Genomic DNA, 16,516 nt, shown 5'->3' on the forward strand with positions numbered 1-16,516 from the left:
TGCTGCCGGGCTTGCCCGGGCCGGCGAGCTTGCCAGGGGGGCCGGACCGGGTGGGTCAGGTCTGGATGCGGGCTCCGATGGAGCGGTGGAGCTGGAGGAGGCTGGCCTGGCTGAGCTGGACGGTCTGGGACTCGATGTGGCGGTAGACGTGGCCGTCGTCGAGCACCTTCTCGCTCGACTGGACCAGGACCGTGCCGGCGCCGGTGAAGTCGAACTGGCGCTCCTCGTCGGAGTCCATCCCGAAGAACCCGCCCACCACCGACAAGAAGCTGTGCATCCACGCCGCGTCGAAGTGGTGCGAGGGGGAGGGGCAGTCGGCCCAGCCGACGAGGGCCTGCGGGTCCACCCGCAGCGGCGGCTCGGCGAACATGACCGGCCCGTTGGAGGACGCGAGGAACTTCCCGGTGCCCAGCAGGGTGAGGAACCCCGGCACGATCGACTGCTTGAGGCTCAGCCCGGGCTCGAAGGCCAGCAGGTTGGAGGCGCGGATGGTGAGGTTGCCGTCGTCGAGGTCGAAGGAGTTGATGTTGTACCCGCGGTCCCCGAGGATCAGCTTGCCCTGCCCCTGGGCGACGACCCAGTCGTCGGCATAGAGCGGGGACGAGAACTGCGAGGCGACCATGGCGGTGAGGTTCGTCCGCGACAGCGGCTCGAAGGCCACGTTGCCGTAGTAGGCGATCATCGCGCCCTTGGAGGTGAACCACGGCGTGCCCGCGAGGTCGACGCAGAAGGCGTAGTCGTTGCCGGGGATGTTGTCGTTGACCGGGAGCGTCCCGGGGTTGTGGATCTGGATGCTCATGGCGCCTCCCTCAGAACTTCTTCTCGGATGCCTGCACCCACACGGTGCCCTGGCCGCTCAGCTTGAGCTGCATCGCTTCCCCCGACCCGCGTCCGACGACGTCCCGGAAGCCGACCTGCGCTGACAGGTCCACGGTGATGTTGCCCAGGTGGCCCACGTAGGCCTGCGGGTCCACGACCACCTGCGGCTTGGCGCCGCCGACGGTCATCGAGACGGTGCCGCCGTGGGAGAGCACCGCGACGGTGCCGTAGCCGGTGACCTGGGTGGTGAACATCCCCTGCCCGGTGACCGCGCCGCGCACCGCCCCCCGCACGCCGCCCTGGGAGGACAGGGACACGATCGACGTCTGCACGTTGCCCTCGTAGGCGAGCAGCCGCTCGGCCTCCACGGTCAGCGCGCCCGTCCCGTCCAGCTCGATGACCTGCACGTACAGGCCGTTGCGACCGAAGTACACGGTCCCTGAGCCCTCGGCGACCATGAGGCCGACGTGCTCGCCCTGCATCATCCGTCCGGCCGCGCCGGCGATCGCCCCGGCGCCGGGCATGCCGCCGCCGCTCATCGAGTACGGCGTGAAGGTCACGTCGCCGGTGTAGTAGAGCATCGAGCCCTGGCGGGCGACGACGCGCTGCCCGGGCTGGATGGTCGTCTTGAGCACCTTGTAGTTCTCGAGCTCCATGGCCATGTCAGCGCTCCTCTGGCTGGATGTAGACGATGCCCTGGCCGTCGAAGCGCAAGGAGAACGCCTCACCGTTCCCGCCGCCGACCGCCGAGCGCCACGTCACGTCGGTGACGAAGGTCTGGTTGAGCTGGCCGTGGAAGGCGACGAAGGCGTCAGGGTCCACGACGAGCGGGTACTGCGGGGCCACCTCGAGGGCGATGATCGGCCCGCCGGCGGAGAGCACCGCGATGGTGCCGGTGCCCGTGACGGTCGTGGTGAACAGGCCCTGTCCGGATGTCGCCCCGCGCAGCCCGGTGAACTTCACGTCGGTGCGCAGCTGCCCCACCAGGGCGAGCAGCTGAGACGCCTCCACGTGCAGGGTGTCGTTGGCCAGCTCGAGGATGGTGATGTCCTGCGCGTCGACGGCGAAGTACACCGTGCCGCTGCCGGTCACGTCCATGAGGGACAGCGACTCCCCGGTCATCTTGCGCTTGAACGCCGCCTTGAAGCCGTCACCGCCGCCCACGCCCGCGTTCTTGAAGGTCACCGCGCCGTCGTAGGCGACCATCGACCCGCTGATCGCGCGGATCGTCTCGTTCGCCAGCTCGGCGACGAGCATCCGGTTCCCCTGCATCCTCAGCTCTGCCACTGCACTCCCCACTCTCTAGCCCCACCACCCTGTCGGCCACCCCACACCCCATCCGCTGAGTGCACGATCATGTACGCGACACGCCGGTGCGACACGCGCTTTTTCGTGCACTCAGCGGAGGGGGTGGGTGGGGTGAGTCGGTTGATGATGGCACGTCAGGGGCGTGTTGCGTCAGGGGAGAGGTCCCCATAGGCTCCTCGCGACATCCCTCTCACCATGGCGCCTCGCCGCACGGGATCCATCGGACATCCATCGGACAAGGAGCATCATGGCCGCCCCCGCAGGCTGGTACGTCGACCCGCAGAACCCTCAGCTCATGCGCTACTTCGACGGTCAGAGCTGGACCGCGCAGACCCAGCCGGTCCCCGCGGCCGCGCCCCAGAGCCCGACGACGCCCGGCCAGCAGGGCCCCAGCGTGTCCTACGAGCACCCGGGACGGCAGTCCGCCGGCCAGCCCGGTCAGGCGGGCCAGCCCGGCCAGGGCGGCTACGGCCAGCCCGGCTACGGCCCGACCGGCCAGCCCGGCCAGCCGGCCCCCTCCGAAGAGCGTCCCACCGGCACCTCCCGCGGGGTGAAGCTGGCCATCGCCGGCGCGGCCGTGGGCGTCCTGGTCCTCACCGGCATCGGCTTCGCGCTGAGCAACGACCCCGACGACGCTGACAAGACCGTCGACGGGCTCACCGCCGCCGAGCTCGGCCTGCCGGCCGGCTTCGACTGCCAGCAGCTCGCGGACGAGGCCATCGACCTGTCCTCAGGGGACCCGGTCGAGACCCAGCTCATCACCGCCACGGACCTGTCGGAGTCCAAGAACAACATCGGTCACGTCGTCGTGCCCGAGGAGGGCAAGAGCTCTCTGATCATGGAGTGCTCGGGCGAGGCGACCTGGGGCGACGGCAACGAGACCAACCTCAAGCTCCGCCTGACGCTGGACTCCCTCGGCGAGATCTACGTCGAGTACAGCGACCGCTGACCCGCGTGGCGCGGACCACGTGCGCCCCTGGAATGTCCAGGCGGCGCACGTGGTTGGTACCGGCGTGAGCGAAACACGCACGACCATCAAGGTCGACATCTGGTCCGACATCGCCTGCCCGTGGTGCTTCATCGGCAAGCGCCGCTTCGAGGACGCGCTGATGCGTCTGCGGAGCTCTGGCTTCGACCACACGGTGGAGGTCGAGTACCACTCCTTCGAGCTGGCACCCGACACCCCGGTCGACTTCGAGGGCTCCGAGGTGGACTTCCTCGCCAAGCACAAGGGCATGCCCGCTGACCAGGTTCAGCGCATGCTCACCCAGGTCACCGAGATCGCCGAGTCGGTCGGCCTGCACTACGACTTCGACACGCTGCAGCACACCAAGACCCTCAAGGCCCACGAGCTGCTGCACTTCGCCAAGACTCAGGGCCGCCAGCTCGCCATGAAGGAGCGCCTGCTCGAGGCGTACTTCGAGCAGGGCAAGCACGTGGGACGCGTCGACGAGCTCGTCGACCTCGCGGCCGAGGTGGGCCTGGACCGGGGCGAGACGCGCCACGCCCTGGAGAGCGGAGAGTTCGCCCCGGACGTCGAGGCCGACTTCGCCCAGGCGGCCGCCTACGGCATCCAGGGGGTCCCGTTCTTCGTGGTCAACTCCCGCTACGGGATCTCCGGCGCGCAGGACCCGGCAGTCTTCGTCGACGTCCTCCAGCAGGCCGCGGCCGACGCCGTGGCCCCGGCTGCGCAGGACCCCTCACCCGAGGCGGCAACCGGTGCCCGCTGACCGGGCGGCTGCTCCCTCGCGCGACGCGGTGACGGACGCGGCACCCGAGGCGCCGGCCTTCGTCATGGTGGGGTCCGACGACGCCGGGCTCTGCGTGGACGGCGTCTGCGCGGTGCCGCCACTAGGCTCAGCGCGTGACCAACGAGACGAGCACGACCGACGGCGCTGAAGCGCCTGACGGTGACGTAGCCGACCATCCTTCCGAGAAGGATCGTCCGGCCCGGCACTGGTGGTCGGGGCTGGTCCACGACCCCGCCCTGCCACCCGTGCCGCGCATCTCGCGGTGGTGGAAGCTCAACGGCGTCGGCGCCTGGTTCGCCGTCGTGTTCTTCACGTGGTCGATGACTCCCTCGCTGCTGCCCCGGCCGTGGTACCTCCAGGCGGTCGCGACGGGCATCTGCATGGCGTTCGGCTACGCCGTCGCCATGACTCTCGCCTTCGTGCTGCGCAAGCTTGGCTTCTCCCCGGACTGGTCGGACCGTACCCGGCGGTGGGGATGGATCGCGTTGGCGGTCGTCGCCGTGCTCGAGGTGCCCACCATCCTCCTGCTGGGCTCGCGGTGGCAGTCCATGACCCGCGACCTCGTGGGCATGCCGGGCGGGGACGGGTGGCGGTGGTCGCTCATCCTGCCGTTGTCTGCCCTCATCGCCCTGGCGCTGATCGGTCTGGGCCGGGTCATCATCAAGCTGGCCCGGATCATCGCTCGCTTCGGCTCGCGGGTGGTCCCGCCGCTGCCGGCCAAGCTGATCGGTGCCGCGCTGGCGATCGTTCTCACCATCTTCGTGCTCGAGGACGCCGTGGTCCCGGCGATCGTCGCGGTCGGCGGCAAGGCGGCGGCGGCCACCGACCAGGAGATGGAACCCGGGGTCGACCGGCCTGACGCCCCGGAGCGCTCAGGCTCTCCGGACTCCCCGGTCGCGTGGGAAGACCTCGGGCGCAACGGCCGGGCCTTCGTGGCCGGTGGGCCGACCGCGGCCGAGCTCGAGGAGTTCAGCGGGGTTCCCGCGACGACGCCGATCCGCGTCTACGCGGGGCTCGGCTCGGGCGGGGACGTCGTCGACATCGCGGCGGTCGTCGCCGCGGAGCTGGAGCGGACCGGCGCCTTCGACCGTGCGGTGCTCGCCGTCTCCACGAGCACCGGCAGCGGCTGGGTCAACGGGTACACCACGCAGGCCCTGGAGTACCTCTACAACGGCGACACGGCCGTCGCCGGCATGCAGTACTCCTACCTGCCCAGTCCCCTGGCCTTCATCGCCGACCGGGACACGCCGCCGGCTGCCGGGCGTGCGCTCTTCGACGCCGTCTACGAGCTGTGGAAGGAGCTGCCCGTCGACGACCGCCCGCTGCTCGTCACCTTCGGGGAGTCCTTGGGCTCCTATGGCGGGCAGGCCGCCTTCAGCGGCGCGGGCGACATGGTGGCCCGCAGCGACGGCGCGCTGTGGACCGGCACCCCGAACTTCTCCGAGCCGTGGGGCCGCATCACCGACGGCCGCGACAAGGGCTCGCCCGAGCGCCTCCCCGTGGTCGACTACGGTGCGCACGTGCGCTTCGCAGACGTCCCGGAGGACCTGGACGGGCTCGGCATCTGGGGGGACAGCAGGGTCGTCTACCTCCAGCACGCGACCGACCCCATCGTGTGGTGGTCGCCGGACCTGCTGCTCCGTCAGCCCGACTGGCTCAAGGAAGACCTCGCCTCGAGCGTCAACCCGGAGATGACGTGGTTCCCCCTCGTGACGTTCTGGCAGGTCACGGTGGACATGGTGTTCTCCATCGAGACCCCGGACGGGTACGGGCACAAGTACCAGCAGGGCACCATCGACGCCTGGGCGGCGATCTTGGAGCCCGAGGGGTGGACCGACGCCGAGACGGCCCGGTTGCACGAGTGGGTGGCCCAGCACCGGACCGGCTGAGCGCAGCCCCTCAGAATTCCGGAATCGCCAGGTTCGGGTCGTAGCAGGGTGCGCGCAGCAGGGTGGCCGTCGCCCACCCGGCCCGCAGCAGGGCGGCGTCGGTGCCCGGGCTCTCCGCGCCCTTGACCGCCTCGTACTGCAGCTTCACCTTGCCCTCGTCGAGCTGGTACATGGTGCCCTGCACCTGACCGAAGGACGCCAGGGTCGCCCTGCGCAGCCCGAGGAGCGTGTTCATGGCGACGTCGGGCACGTTGATGTTGAGCACCCCGGGAATCCAGTCGGCCGTCACTGACGGCAGGGTACCCACCCACTCCACCGCTCGGGCGGTGACCTCCGCGGCGGTCTCCCAGTGCACGGGCTCGGGGGAGTCAAGGGACACCGCGATCCCGCGGATCCCGTGGGTCATCGCCGACAGCGCCGCGCCCACCGTCCCGGAGTGCAAGATCGCGTTCCCGGTGTTGGCGCCCCGGTTGATGCCGGAGAGCACGAGGTCGGGGCGCAGCCCGAACCCGTCGTGGGCGGCGACGAAGGTGATGTACGCGGGGGTGGCCTTGACGGCGTAGGAGGGCACGTCGTCGGGCAGGCCGGGGGCGCTGGTCTCGGTGACCAGCAGCCGCCCTTCGCGCTCGGCGCTGATCAGCGCGGCGCCCGAGCCAGAGGACTCTCGTGCCGGGGCGACGACCGTGACCTCGTAGCCCGCCTTCTGCGCGACCTCGGCGAGCACGGCCAGGCCGGGGGAGGTGATGCCGTCGTCGTTGGTGATCAGTGCTCGCATGGTGCTCCTCGAGGTGGTCGGGTCGGAGGGTCAGTGCACGGCGCGCACCGTGACGTGCTGGGCGAGGCGTTCGATCGCGTCCCGGCGGCCGGTGCCCAGGCCGTGCCGGGTGGCGTTGAGGGCGCCGGCGGCCGAGCCGAGCCGCACGGCGTCGTGCATGGAGGTGCCGCGGGCCAGCGCGACGGCGATGCCCGCGGTCATCGAGTCCCCGGCGCCGCGCGGGTCCACCGCGCGCACCCGCGGCGCGGTGACCAGGAGCTGTTCCCCGGGGACGGCCAGCAGCCCGGCCTCGCCCGCCCGGGAGACGGCGACGGCGCGCGCCCCGCCGGCGAGCAGCGCCTGCGCCCCGGCGCGGAGGGAGTCGAGGTCGTCGGCGGTGGCGTACCCGGCGTCGATGAGCTCGGTGTGGCTGATCTTCATGACCGCCCCGCCGACGTCGGCGACTGCGCGGGCCTGGTCCCCGGAGAGGTCGGCCACGACGAGGCAGCCGGCTGTGCGCAGGTCGGCTGCGAGGCGGTGGAAGAAGGAGGCGGTCACCCCGGTGGCCGCGTCGGCGCCGGTGAGCACGCAGACGTCGGCGTCGAGGGCCTCGGTGAGGATGGTGCCGTAGAGGTCGTCCTGCTCGTGACGGTCGAGCGGCTGGGGTGCCATCACGGCCACCTCTCGGCGCTCTCCGGCCCGCCGGTCGTGGATGTAGGTGCCGTTCCCGCGGCCGGCGGTGGAGCGCAGCGTGACGCGCTCGCGGCGCGCGAGGTGCTCGGCGACCACCCCGGTCTCCCCGCCGAAGGGTCCGCAGACGATGGCCTCGGCGCCGAGGGCGGAGACCATCCGGGCGATCCACAGCCCTTGGCCGCCGGCGTGGACGTGGATCTCCGGGGCGGCCGGCGCGTGGGGGCCCTCAGCGGCGGGTCCGGTGCCGGGAACGGCCGCTGCGGCTTCGATCGTCACGGTCAGCAGCGGGGTCGGTGCGAGCACGCACACCCGCGGCTGCTCTGAGGAGCGCTCCTCCACCTCTCGAGCGTAGGCCGACCTCTCGCCGTCTGCCGGGCGCCGCAGAGTTGGCACCACCCAAGTTTCTTGACACTTCAACTAATGAATGATCAACTAGTTCTATCCCCCCGAAGGAGTTTGTGATGAGCCGCGACATGATCAACCCGGCAGCCGCCACCCGCACGCCGACCACCCCCGGCCACGTCCTGGCGCCCGGCGACCTGCTGGCCGCGGACACCTCGATGGACGCCGTGACCCTCTACGTCCACGACATCGACGCCATGGTGACGTTCTACACCGAGGCCCTCGCCCTGCAGGTCCTCGACCACGCCGGGACCGAGTCGGTGGCCGCCGACCGCCGCGACGGCGTCGTGACCATCGGCCGGGGCACCGTGCCGCTCGTGGTGCTGCGCCACGCACCGGACATGCCGCGCCCCGCCCGTGGCTCAGCCGGGCTGTTCCACACCGCGATCCTCTTCGACACCCAGGCCGCGCTCGCCGCGACCGTGCTGCGCGTGGCCGAGGTGGCCCCCGAGCTCTACACCGGCAGCGCCGACCACCTCGTCTCCGAGGCCTTCTACCTCGACGACCCCGAGGGCAACGGCATCGAGCTCTACGTCGACCGCTCCCGCGAGGAGTGGACCTGGACGCAGGGTCGCGTCGCGATGGACTCCCTCGCCCTCGACCCCAACGCCTTCATCCGCACGCACCTCACCGAAGAGGTCGTGGCCGCACCGCAGGAGCAGAAGGCCGTCGTCGGGCACGTGCACCTGCAGGTCGGGGACATCGCCTCGGCCCGCCGCTTCTACGTCGACACCGTCGGCTTCGAGGTCACCACCGAGATGCCCAGCGCCCTGTTCGTCTCCGCCGGCGGCTACCACCACCACATGGCGATGAACACCTGGGGCTCCATGGGCGCCGGACCGCGCGCGGTCACCCTCGGCCTCGGTGAAGTCTCCATCGTCGTGCCCACCGACGACGACGTTGCGGCCCTCACCGACCGCCTGGCTCGCCACGCGATCCCCACCGCGCACGACGGCGCAGCGCTGACCTTCACCGACCCGTGGAAGAACCGCATCGCCGTCTCGGTGGGCTGATCACCCCCAGGCTCAGGCGCCGTGCAGCTTGCGCGCCCGCAGCCTGCTCGCCATCCGGCGGGTGCTGCGGGAGGCCAAGACCCGGGTCAGGGCCGCCGTCGCCCCGGTCACCGCAGCGAAGGTGACGACGCTGACCATCGTCGCGTCGTCGTCGTCCACCGTGGCCGGGGTGTGGCCGGTGGCCTTGGTCCACAAGGCCGTGACGGCCTTCTGGGCCGCCCAGCCGGCAGCTGCCGACACGGCGAGCGTCGCGATCTTCACGGGTATCGACTGGTCATGCGCCATGGTTCCTCCGAAGGGTTCGATCAGGTGTCTTCCCTGATCACCTCACGCTAGTCGGCACGGCGGGCAACCGCACACCACGCCGCGGCGGTAGACTCGTCGAGAACGACAGGGGAGCGCACAAGCGCTGAGAGTGCGGCCAGGCCGCAGACCCTCGAACCTGATCCGGTTAGCACCGGTGTAGGGAGTCGGGAATCTCGCCACGCCCAGCGTGGAACCCCTTCTGTGGCGAACAGTCCAGGAGGACGCAGCACCATGATCACCACCCACGCACGACGCCGCCTGCCCGCACTCGCTGCCACCGCCGTCGCCGGCGCGCTGGTCCTCAGCCTCAGCGCCTGCTCAGACGACACCGGCACCAGCTCCAGCCCCACCGACGACACGACGCTCGACGTCGTCGTGCACGACTCCTTCTCCATGAGCGACGAGGCCAAGGCGGCCTTCGAGCAGGAGAGCGGGCTGACCCTCAACCTCATCACCACCGGCGACGGCGGAGCGCTGGCCAACAAGCTCGTGCTCACCAAGGACGCGCCGCTCGGCGACGTCGCCTTCGGCATCGACAACTCCTTCGCCTCCCGCGCCGTGGAGGAAGGGGTCTTCACCGCCTACACCTCCCCGGCGCTGCCCGAGGACGCCGGTGACATGCTCATCGACGAGGACGGCTCGCTCACCCCCATCGACTACGGCGACGTCTGCCTGAACATCGACACCGGGTGGTTCGCCGAGAAGGGCGTGCCCGCCCCGACGACGCTGACGGACCTCACCACCCCGGCCTACAAGGACCTCACCGTCGTGACCAACCCGGCGACCTCGACCCCGGGCCTGTCCTTCCTCTTCGCCACGATCGGGGAGTTCGGCCAGGACGGCTACCTCGACTACTGGAGCCAGCTCACCGACAACGGCCTCAAGGTCGTCGAAGGCTGGGAGGACGCCTACTACACCGACTTCACCGGAGCCGGCGGGGACGGCAGCCGCCCGATCGTGCTGTCCTACGCCTCATCCCCGGCCTTCACCGTGACCGAGGACGGGTCCGCCTCGACGACCTCGGCCCTGCTGGGTACGTGCTTCCGCCAGGTCGAGTACGCCGGCGTGCTGGCCAACGGGAGCAACCCGGAGGGCGCGCAGGAGTTCATCGACTTCCTCCTGGGGGAGCAGTTCCAGGCCGAGGTGCCGGAGGCGATGTACATGTACCCGGTGAACCCGGACGTGGAGGTGCCCGCGGAGTGGGCGTCCTTCGCACCGGTGCCGGACGCGCCGATCGCCCTGGACCCGGCGGAGATCTCGGCGAACCGGGACTCGTGGATCAAGGCGTGGACTGCTTCGGTGATTGGTTAGTCCTGTGAGCTTGGGTGGTGGGACTCGGCTGGGGCGGGAGGAGGTGGGGCGCCCGTCCTGCCCGGGCGCTCCTTCGTCGCGCCCTGACGCCCACCACACCGGGACGGGCGCCCCACCTCCTCCCTCTGTAGGTCTCTCACCTCGAGGGAGGGGGGAGCGGGCGGGGGTGGGCTCGGCTGCGCCATCGCGGGGCTGGGTCCGGATGGTCTGCTGGGTGCTTGCGGTGGCTGTGCCGGTCGCGTTCCTGGCGATCTTCTTCGTGTGGCCGGTGGTGACGCTGTTCGGGCGGGGGTTCTGGGCGGACGGGGCGCTGGACCTGTCGGGGTTCGTGGAGGTGTTCTCGCAGCCGCGGACCTGGCGGATCGTGGGGCTGACGCTGGCCCAGGGGGTGCTGGGCACCGTGCTGTCCGTGCTGCTGGGGGTGCCGGGGGCCTATGTGCTCTACCGGTGCTCCTTCCGGGGGCAGAAGATTGTCCGGGCGCTGGTCACGGTGCCGTTCGTGCTGCCGACCGTCGTGGTGGGGGTCGCCTTCCGGGCGCTGCTGAACGAGTCCGGCCCGCTGGGCTGGCTCGGCTGGGACGGGACCTTCACGGCGATCATCGCCGCCCTGGTCTTCTTCAACTACTCCGTCGTGGTCCGCACCGTGGGCGGGCTGTGGGAGCACCTGGACCCGCGGGCCGAGCAGGCCGCCCGGGCGCTGGGTGCCTCCCCGGCCCGGGCGTTCTGGACGGTCACCCTGCCTGCGCTGGCCCCAGCCATCGCCTCGGCCGCCGCCGTCGTCTTCCTCTTCTGCGCCACCGCCTTCGGGGTGGTGCTCGTCCTGGGCGGGCAGCGGTACGCCACCATCGAGACCGAGATCTGGATGCAGACCGTCCAGTTCCTCGACCTGCGCACGGCGGCGGTGCTCTCGGTCGCCCAGCTCGTCGTGGTCACCCTCGCCCTGGCGGTCGCCTCCCGGGCCCGCTCGCGCCGCGAGCACGCGCTCAACCTGTCCGCCGCCACACGCTCCACGCACCCGCTGCGCCGGGGCGACGCCGTCCCCGCGGTGATCACCGCCGTCGTCGTCGGGCTGCTGCTCGTGTGGCCGCTGGCGAACCTCGTGGTGAAGTCGCTGCGCACGTCGTCGGGCTGGGGGCTGGGGAACTACACGGCGCTCGGCACGACCGGCGGGCGCAACGCGCTCACCGTGACCGTGTGGGAGGCGGCGGCCACGTCGCTGCGCACCGCCGCCGTGGCGACCGCGATCGCCCTCGTCGTCGGCGGGCTCGTCGCGCTCGTGGTGAGCCGGCGCCCCCGGGCGCCGCGCGCGCGGCGGGCGATCTCGGTCATGGACTCCGTCTTCATGCTGCCGCTCGGGGTCTCCGCGGTGACCGTGGGGTTCGGCTTCCTCATCACCCTCGACAAGCCGCTCGGGCTGGACATCGACCTGCGTACCTCGGGGATGCTCGTGCCGATCGCCCAGGCCGTGGTCGCCACACCGCTCGTGGTCCGCACGGTGCTGCCGGTGCTGCGCGCGATCGACCCCCGCCAGCGTGAGGCGGCCGCCACCCTCGGCGCGCGGCCCGGCCGGGTGCTCGCCACGGTCGACTGGCCGATCGCCGCCCGCTCCCTCGGCCTGGCCATCGGCTTCGCCTTCGCCGTCTCCCTCGGGGAGTTCGGCGCGACGTCCTTCCTCGCCCGACCGGAGACCGCGACCCTGCCGATCGTCATCTTCCGCCTCATCGGGCGACCCGGCGCCGAGAACTACGGCATGGCGCTCGCCGCCTCCGTCGTCCTCGCCCTCATCACCGCGACCGTCATGCTCCTCGCGGAGCGGCTGCGCGGAGAACGAACAGGAGAGTTCTGATGGTCACTCCCATGGACCAGGTCACCGGCGCTCCCGCCCTGCCCGACGCCGGCGCGCGGGCTGGGACGGGCGCGGCACCCGAGCCGCGCGCGGGGGCTGGGCGCAGCGCGGGTGCGGGTCAGAGCGCTGGTGCGGGGCTGCGGATCGAGGACGTCGTCGTCACCTACCCGGCGGCGGGCCGCCGCCGCGGCGAGGAGACCGTGACGGCCGTCGACCACGTGTCCCTGACCATCGCCCCCGGGGAGGTCGTCGCGCTGCTCGGGCCGTCCGGCTGCGGCAAGTCGAGCCTGCTGCGCGCCGTCGCCGGGCTCGAGCCGGTGGCTGGCGGACGGGTGCTGTGGGACGGCGCCGACGTCGGGTCGGTGCCGGTGCACCTGCGCGGCTTCGGGCTGATGTTCCAGGACGGCCAGCTCTTCGCCCACCGCAGCGTGGGCGGCAACGTCGAGTACGGGCTGCGCATGCACCGGGTGCCCAAGGCGACCCGGCGGGCCCGCGTCGCCGAGCTGCTCGACGTCGTCGGGCTCCCTGGCAGCGAGGACCGGTCGGTGGCGACCATGTCCGGCGGGGAGCGGCAGCGCGTCGCGCTCGCGCGGGCACTGGCACCCCAGCCGCAGCTGCTGCTGCTCGACGAGCCGCTCTCCGCTCTCGACCGCGCGCTGCGCGAACGCCTCGCAGACGACCTGCGGGCCGCGCTCGTGGCCACCGGCACCACGGCGCTGTTCGTCACGCACGACCACGACGAGGCATTCACCGTCGCGGACCGGGTGGCCGTCATGTCCGGCGGCCGGTTGCTGCAGGTGGACGAGCCGTCGCGGCTGTGGGCGGCGCCGGCGAGCCGGGAGGTCGCGGAGTTCCTCGGGTACCAGGCGTTCATCCCCGCGGGCGAGGGGTGGCTGGCGGTCGGGCCGCAGGGGCTGGTGGCGTCGGAGCGTGGGGTGGATGGGGCGGCTGGGGTGGCTGTGCCGGGGACGGCGACGCCGGACGCGTCGTCGACGGTCGGTGCGGAGGCGTCCTCCGAGGTGGGTGTGGGGCCGTTCGTCGGCACGGTGGTGAGCTCGACCTTCCGCCGCGGGTACACGGAGGTGGTCGTCGACGTGGACCTCGGCGCCGGCGTCCAGCGCTGCGCGGCGGTGGCGCACGGACCGGCCGGATGGCCCGTCGGCGCGCCGGTCACGCTGACCGTCGCCGACTCAGCCACCGTCGTCGTCCCGTGAGCCTCAGCGGCACGGAGATCCACGACCTCGCGCGCCGCACGGCCCGGGGGCTCGACGCCGTCTCGGAGGGATACCCCTTCACGGACTCACTGCTGGTGTTCAAGGTGTGCGGCCGGGTCTTCCTCGTCGTCACCGAGGTCCCTGACGACCCGCTCGTGACCGTCAAGATCGACCCGGCCTTCGCCGAGGACCTCGTCCGCCAGCACGAGAGCATCACCCTGGGCCGGTACTTCGACAAGCGCCACTGGGTGACGATCGCACCGGGGCCCGGGATCACCGCTGCGCTGGTCGAGAGCCTCGTCCAGGACTCCTACGACACGGTCGCGGACAGCCTCCCGCGCCGAGACCGGGAGCGCATCGACCGGCTGCGCGGTCGCTGACAGCGGACATGGCACGATGGCGCGATGATCACCGAGCATGCGCTGCTACCTGTCATCCCCGGTCGTGAGGAAGAGTTCGAGGCCGCCTTTGCCCAGGCCCGGGAGATCATCTCGGCCATGCCCGGGTTCGGCGGGCTGACCCTGTCCCGGTCGATCGAGTCGCCGAGCACCTACCTGCTGCTCGTGGAGTGGGACCGGCTCGAGGACCACACCGAGGGCTTCCGCGGATCCGCCGAGTACAGCCGCTGGCGCGACCTCCTGCACCACTTCTACGACCCCTTCCCCGTCGTCGAGCACTACACCCCCACCCTCTGACCCACCCACCCACCCTGCCCACCCCACCCCACCGCCCCCAGGTTCCGCTGAGTGCTGGGTTGTGCACGCCTCGCCTCGGCGTGTCGCGTGAACAACCCAGCACTCAGCGGAAGGAGGGCGGGGGAGGGGGCGGAAGGGGACGGCGGGTGGGGCTGGTGGGGTGGGTTAGGAGGGGTTGGCGGCTTGGATGAGGGCGTCTAGCTGGGACTGGTCGAAGAGCATGCCGTCGAAGGAGGCGATGACCTTCAGCGGCATCCCTCCGGCCAGCACCATCATGCCCTCGTCGAGGGGCATGGCCCCCGCCGCGTCGCCCGCCTGGGCCATCGCCGCCCGCAGGATCTCCCCGGCGACCGGGTGGGCGAGCGCCTCGCTGAGCGTGGAGTCCGCGGTCAGCGGCGGCGTGATGTCTTCACCGACCACCGTGATCGAGGAGGCCTCGCGCAGGTCGCGCGAGGACGCGCCGACCGAGACGACGAACTCCCCGCCCTCGACCACCCAGCGCCGCAGCACCGGGTGCCAGTAGGACAGGTCGCGAGCGTCGAGGTCGAAGGTCAGCGTCCGGGACTCGCCCGGGGCGAGCGTGACCTTGGCGAAGGCCTTGAGCTCGCGCTCGGGACGCAGCACGGCGGCCTGCGGGTCACCGACGTACACCTGGGCCACCTCAGCGCCTGCGACCCCACCGGTGTTGGTGACAACGACGCTGGCCTGCACGGACGCCGTCGGGCCAGCGCCGGTGACGGTGACCGCGAGGTCGCTGTAGCCGAAGGTCGTGTAGCTCAGGCCGTGGCCGAAGGGGTAGGCCACCGCCATCCGCTTGGCGTCGTAGTAGCGGTACCCGACGAGGACGCCCTCGCCGTAGCGCACGTGCCCGAACTCCCCGGGGAAGTTGCCGTAGGAGGCGTTGTCCTCGAGCCGTAGCGGGATGGTCTCGGTGAGCTTGCCAGACGGGGTGCGCACCCCGAACAGCAGGTCGGCGACGGCGCCGCCACCGGCCTGCCCGCCGAGCCAGCCCTCCAGGATCGCGGCGGTCTGGTCCTGCCAGGGCGAGGTGGTCACCGCCGACCCGTTCGCCAGCACGACGACGACGCGCGCGCAGACCGCCGCGACCGCGGCCAGCAGCGCGACCTGGTTGGCCGGCAGGTCCATGGTGTCGCGGTCGATGCCCTCGGACTCGTGGCTCGCGGGCAGGCCCAGGAACAGCACGACGGTCTCGGCGCCGCGGGCGAGGTCGACGGCCTCGGTGAGCAGCGCGGCGTCGGCGCCCGCGTCCGGGGTGGCGGTCGTGGTGAAGCCAGCCGCGAAGGGAACCTCGGTCCCGGTGAGCGCCCGGATCTGGCTGAGAGCGTCGTCGAGCATGGTGGGCCGCACCTGGCTCGACCCGGCGCCCTGGTAGCGCGGCGTGCGCGCGAACTCGCCGATGACGGCGAGGGAGGCGGCGCCGGCGGGGTCCAGCGGGAGGGCCGGGACGCCGTCGACGTTCTCGTTGCGCAGGAGCACCGCGCCGTCGGCGGCGGCCTCGCGGGCGAGGGCGTGGTGGGCGGCCTCGTCGTAGCTGCCGGGGGAGGTCCGGGCGGGCAGGGAGCGGTTGAGCAGGGTGAGGTGACGGCGGACCGCCTGGTCGAGGACCGCCTCGTCGAGGGCGCCGGACCGCACCGCGGCGACGATCTCGGCGTCGGTGCGCCCACCGGAGGCAGGCATCTCCAGGTCCAGGCCAGCGGCCAGGGCGGGCACGCGGTCGGTGACCGCACCCCAGTCGGAGACGACGACGCCGTCGTAGCCCCACTCCTCGCGCAGCACCTCGGTGAGCAGCCAGTGGTTCTGGGAGGCGTAGGTGCCGTTGATCTTGTTGTAGGCGCACATGACGGTCCACGGCGCGGCCCGGGTGATGGCGCGCTCGAAGCCGGTGAGGTAGATCTCGCGCAGGGTGCGCTCGTCGACGTCGGCGGAGACGCGCATGCGGTCGGTCTCCTGGTTGTTCGCCGCGAAGTGCTTGATCGAGGTGCCCACGCCCTGGCTCTGCACCCCCTGGATGAGGGCGGCGCCCAGGTCACCGGAGATGACCGGGTCCTCGGAGAAGTACTCGAAGTTGCGTCCGCACAGCGGCGAGCGCTTGATGTTGACGCCCGGGCCGAGCAGCACGGCGACGTCGTTGGCGCGGGTCTCACGGCCCAGGGCCTGGCCCACGCGTTGGACCAGCTCCACGTCCCAGGTGGAGCCGAGGGTGACCGCGGTGGGGAAGCAGGTGGCGGGGACAGAGTTGTTCAGGCCGAGGTGGTCGGCGGCCTCGTCCTGCTTGCGCAGCCCGTGCGGGCCGTCGGTGAGCATGACGGAGGGGACCTGCGCGCCGGGACGGTCGATGGGCTGGGTGTGCCAGAAGTCCAGACCGGAGGTCAGTGACGCCTTCTCCTCGAGGGTGAGGTCCTGGATGAGGCGCTCGACGTCGAGCGGGCCGGCGGTGCGTGGCGTCGTGGGGTGGGGGGAGTCGATGCTCATGCTGCACGTCCTGGGTCTGCGG

16 protein-coding genes and 1 riboswitch are annotated in these 16,516 nt (G+C 71.7%); of the genes, 9 read left to right on the plus strand and 7 right to left on the minus strand.

Features of this window, described 5'->3' with window-relative positions:
- Positions 1–55 precede the first annotated feature (55 nt).
- From SS2_RS02825 to SS2_RS02835, 3 genes are read right to left on the minus strand one after another with little or no spacing between them, the layout of a single operon-like run.
- Entirely contained in the window at positions 56–799 is a 744-nt protein-coding gene (locus SS2_RS02825) for an AIM24 family protein (protein ID WP_066460868.1), read from the minus strand.
- A gap of 10 nt (positions 800–809) precedes the next feature.
- The gene (locus SS2_RS02830) at positions 810–1,481 is read right to left on the minus strand and encodes an AIM24 family protein (RefSeq protein ID WP_066460869.1); all 672 of its coding nucleotides are present in this window, start codon (positions 1,479–1,481) and stop codon (positions 810–812) included.
- A 1-nt stretch (position 1,482) separates the two neighbouring features.
- Positions 1,483–2,106, minus strand: coding sequence for an AIM24 family protein (locus SS2_RS02835; RefSeq protein ID WP_245643311.1), 624 nt, complete (start codon positions 2,104–2,106; stop codon positions 1,483–1,485).
- 268 nt (positions 2,107–2,374) lie between these two features.
- On the opposite strand from SS2_RS02835, the gene SS2_RS02840 reads away from it, so the two are divergent.
- The 3 genes from SS2_RS02840 (at position 2,375) to SS2_RS02850 (ending at position 5,767) form a co-directional block, all read left to right on the plus strand.
- Positions 2,375–3,076, plus strand: coding sequence for a DUF2510 domain-containing protein (locus SS2_RS02840; RefSeq protein ID WP_066460871.1), 702 nt, complete (start codon positions 2,375–2,377; stop codon positions 3,074–3,076).
- Positions 3,077–3,140: 64 nt separating this feature from the next.
- The gene (locus tag SS2_RS02845) at positions 3,141–3,857 is read left to right on the plus strand and encodes a DsbA family oxidoreductase (protein ID WP_066460872.1); all 717 of its coding nucleotides are present in this window, start codon (positions 3,141–3,143) and stop codon (positions 3,855–3,857) included.
- Between the two features lie 134 nt (positions 3,858–3,991).
- The gene (locus tag SS2_RS02850; RefSeq protein ID WP_217995560.1) at positions 3,992–5,767 is read left to right on the plus strand and encodes an alpha/beta hydrolase; all 1,776 of its coding nucleotides are present in this window, start codon (positions 3,992–3,994) and stop codon (positions 5,765–5,767) included.
- Between the two features lie 10 nt (positions 5,768–5,777).
- Here the strand turns inward: SS2_RS02850 and surE are convergent, their stop codons facing one another.
- Positions 5,778–6,542 (minus strand): 5'/3'-nucleotidase SurE, encoded by a 765-nt coding sequence (gene surE, locus SS2_RS02855; protein ID WP_066460873.1) that lies wholly within the window; start codon positions 6,540–6,542, stop codon positions 5,778–5,780.
- Between the two features lie 30 nt (positions 6,543–6,572).
- On the minus strand, positions 6,573–7,553 hold the full coding sequence (locus tag SS2_RS02860) for a 1-phosphofructokinase family hexose kinase (RefSeq protein WP_066460874.1): 981 nt from the start codon (positions 7,551–7,553) through the stop codon (positions 6,573–6,575).
- A gap of 221 nt (positions 7,554–7,774) precedes the next feature.
- Here SS2_RS02860 and SS2_RS02865 point away from each other — a divergent pair, with 221 nt between their 5' ends.
- Positions 7,775–8,629 (plus strand): VOC family protein, encoded by an 855-nt coding sequence (locus tag SS2_RS02865; protein ID WP_066460943.1) that lies wholly within the window; start codon positions 7,775–7,777, stop codon positions 8,627–8,629.
- Between the two features lie 12 nt (positions 8,630–8,641).
- Here the strand turns inward: SS2_RS02865 and SS2_RS02870 are convergent, their stop codons facing one another.
- On the minus strand, positions 8,642–8,914 hold the full coding sequence (locus SS2_RS02870; protein WP_066460875.1) for a DUF4235 domain-containing protein: 273 nt from the start codon (positions 8,912–8,914) through the stop codon (positions 8,642–8,644).
- Positions 8,915–9,011: 97 nt separating this feature from the next.
- Positions 9,012–9,115: riboswitch (TPP riboswitch) on the plus strand.
- A 51-nt stretch (positions 9,116–9,166) separates the two neighbouring features.
- Between SS2_RS02870 and SS2_RS02875 the strand changes: the two genes are divergently transcribed.
- From SS2_RS02875 to SS2_RS02895, 5 genes are all read left to right on the plus strand, one after another.
- A complete protein-coding gene (locus tag SS2_RS02875) occupies positions 9,167–10,246 on the plus strand; it encodes a thiamine ABC transporter substrate-binding protein (RefSeq protein WP_066460876.1) in 1,080 nt (359 codons plus the stop codon).
- 202 nt (positions 10,247–10,448) lie between these two features.
- Positions 10,449–12,092, plus strand: a complete 1,644-nt coding sequence (locus SS2_RS02880; protein WP_066460877.1) for an ABC transporter permease — start codon at positions 10,449–10,451, stop codon at positions 12,090–12,092.
- Positions 12,092–13,306 (plus strand): ABC transporter ATP-binding protein, encoded by a 1,215-nt coding sequence (locus SS2_RS02885; RefSeq protein WP_245643313.1) that lies wholly within the window; start codon positions 12,092–12,094, stop codon positions 13,304–13,306. Before SS2_RS02880 ends, SS2_RS02885 begins: the two co-directional genes overlap by 1 nt.
- Positions 13,303–13,686, plus strand: coding sequence for an MmcQ/YjbR family DNA-binding protein (locus SS2_RS02890; protein ID WP_066460878.1), 384 nt, complete (start codon positions 13,303–13,305; stop codon positions 13,684–13,686). The genes SS2_RS02885 and SS2_RS02890 overlap by 4 nt, the downstream gene beginning before the upstream one ends.
- A gap of 24 nt (positions 13,687–13,710) precedes the next feature.
- Complete coding sequence (locus SS2_RS02895; protein WP_066460879.1) at positions 13,711–14,001, plus strand: antibiotic biosynthesis monooxygenase family protein; 291 nt, start codon at positions 13,711–13,713, stop codon at positions 13,999–14,001.
- A gap of 165 nt (positions 14,002–14,166) precedes the next feature.
- Here SS2_RS02895 and SS2_RS02900 read toward each other — a convergent pair whose 3' ends face one another.
- Positions 14,167–16,494, minus strand: a complete 2,328-nt coding sequence (locus SS2_RS02900) for a glycoside hydrolase family 3 C-terminal domain-containing protein (RefSeq protein WP_083941605.1) — start codon at positions 16,492–16,494, stop codon at positions 14,167–14,169.
- Positions 16,495–16,516 lie beyond the last annotated feature (22 nt).

The sequence above is a fragment of the Sanguibacter suarezii NBRC 16159 genome (assembly GCF_001552735.1).
In the GTDB taxonomy this organism is placed as follows: domain Bacteria; phylum Actinomycetota; class Actinomycetes; order Actinomycetales; family Cellulomonadaceae; genus Sanguibacter; species Sanguibacter suarezii.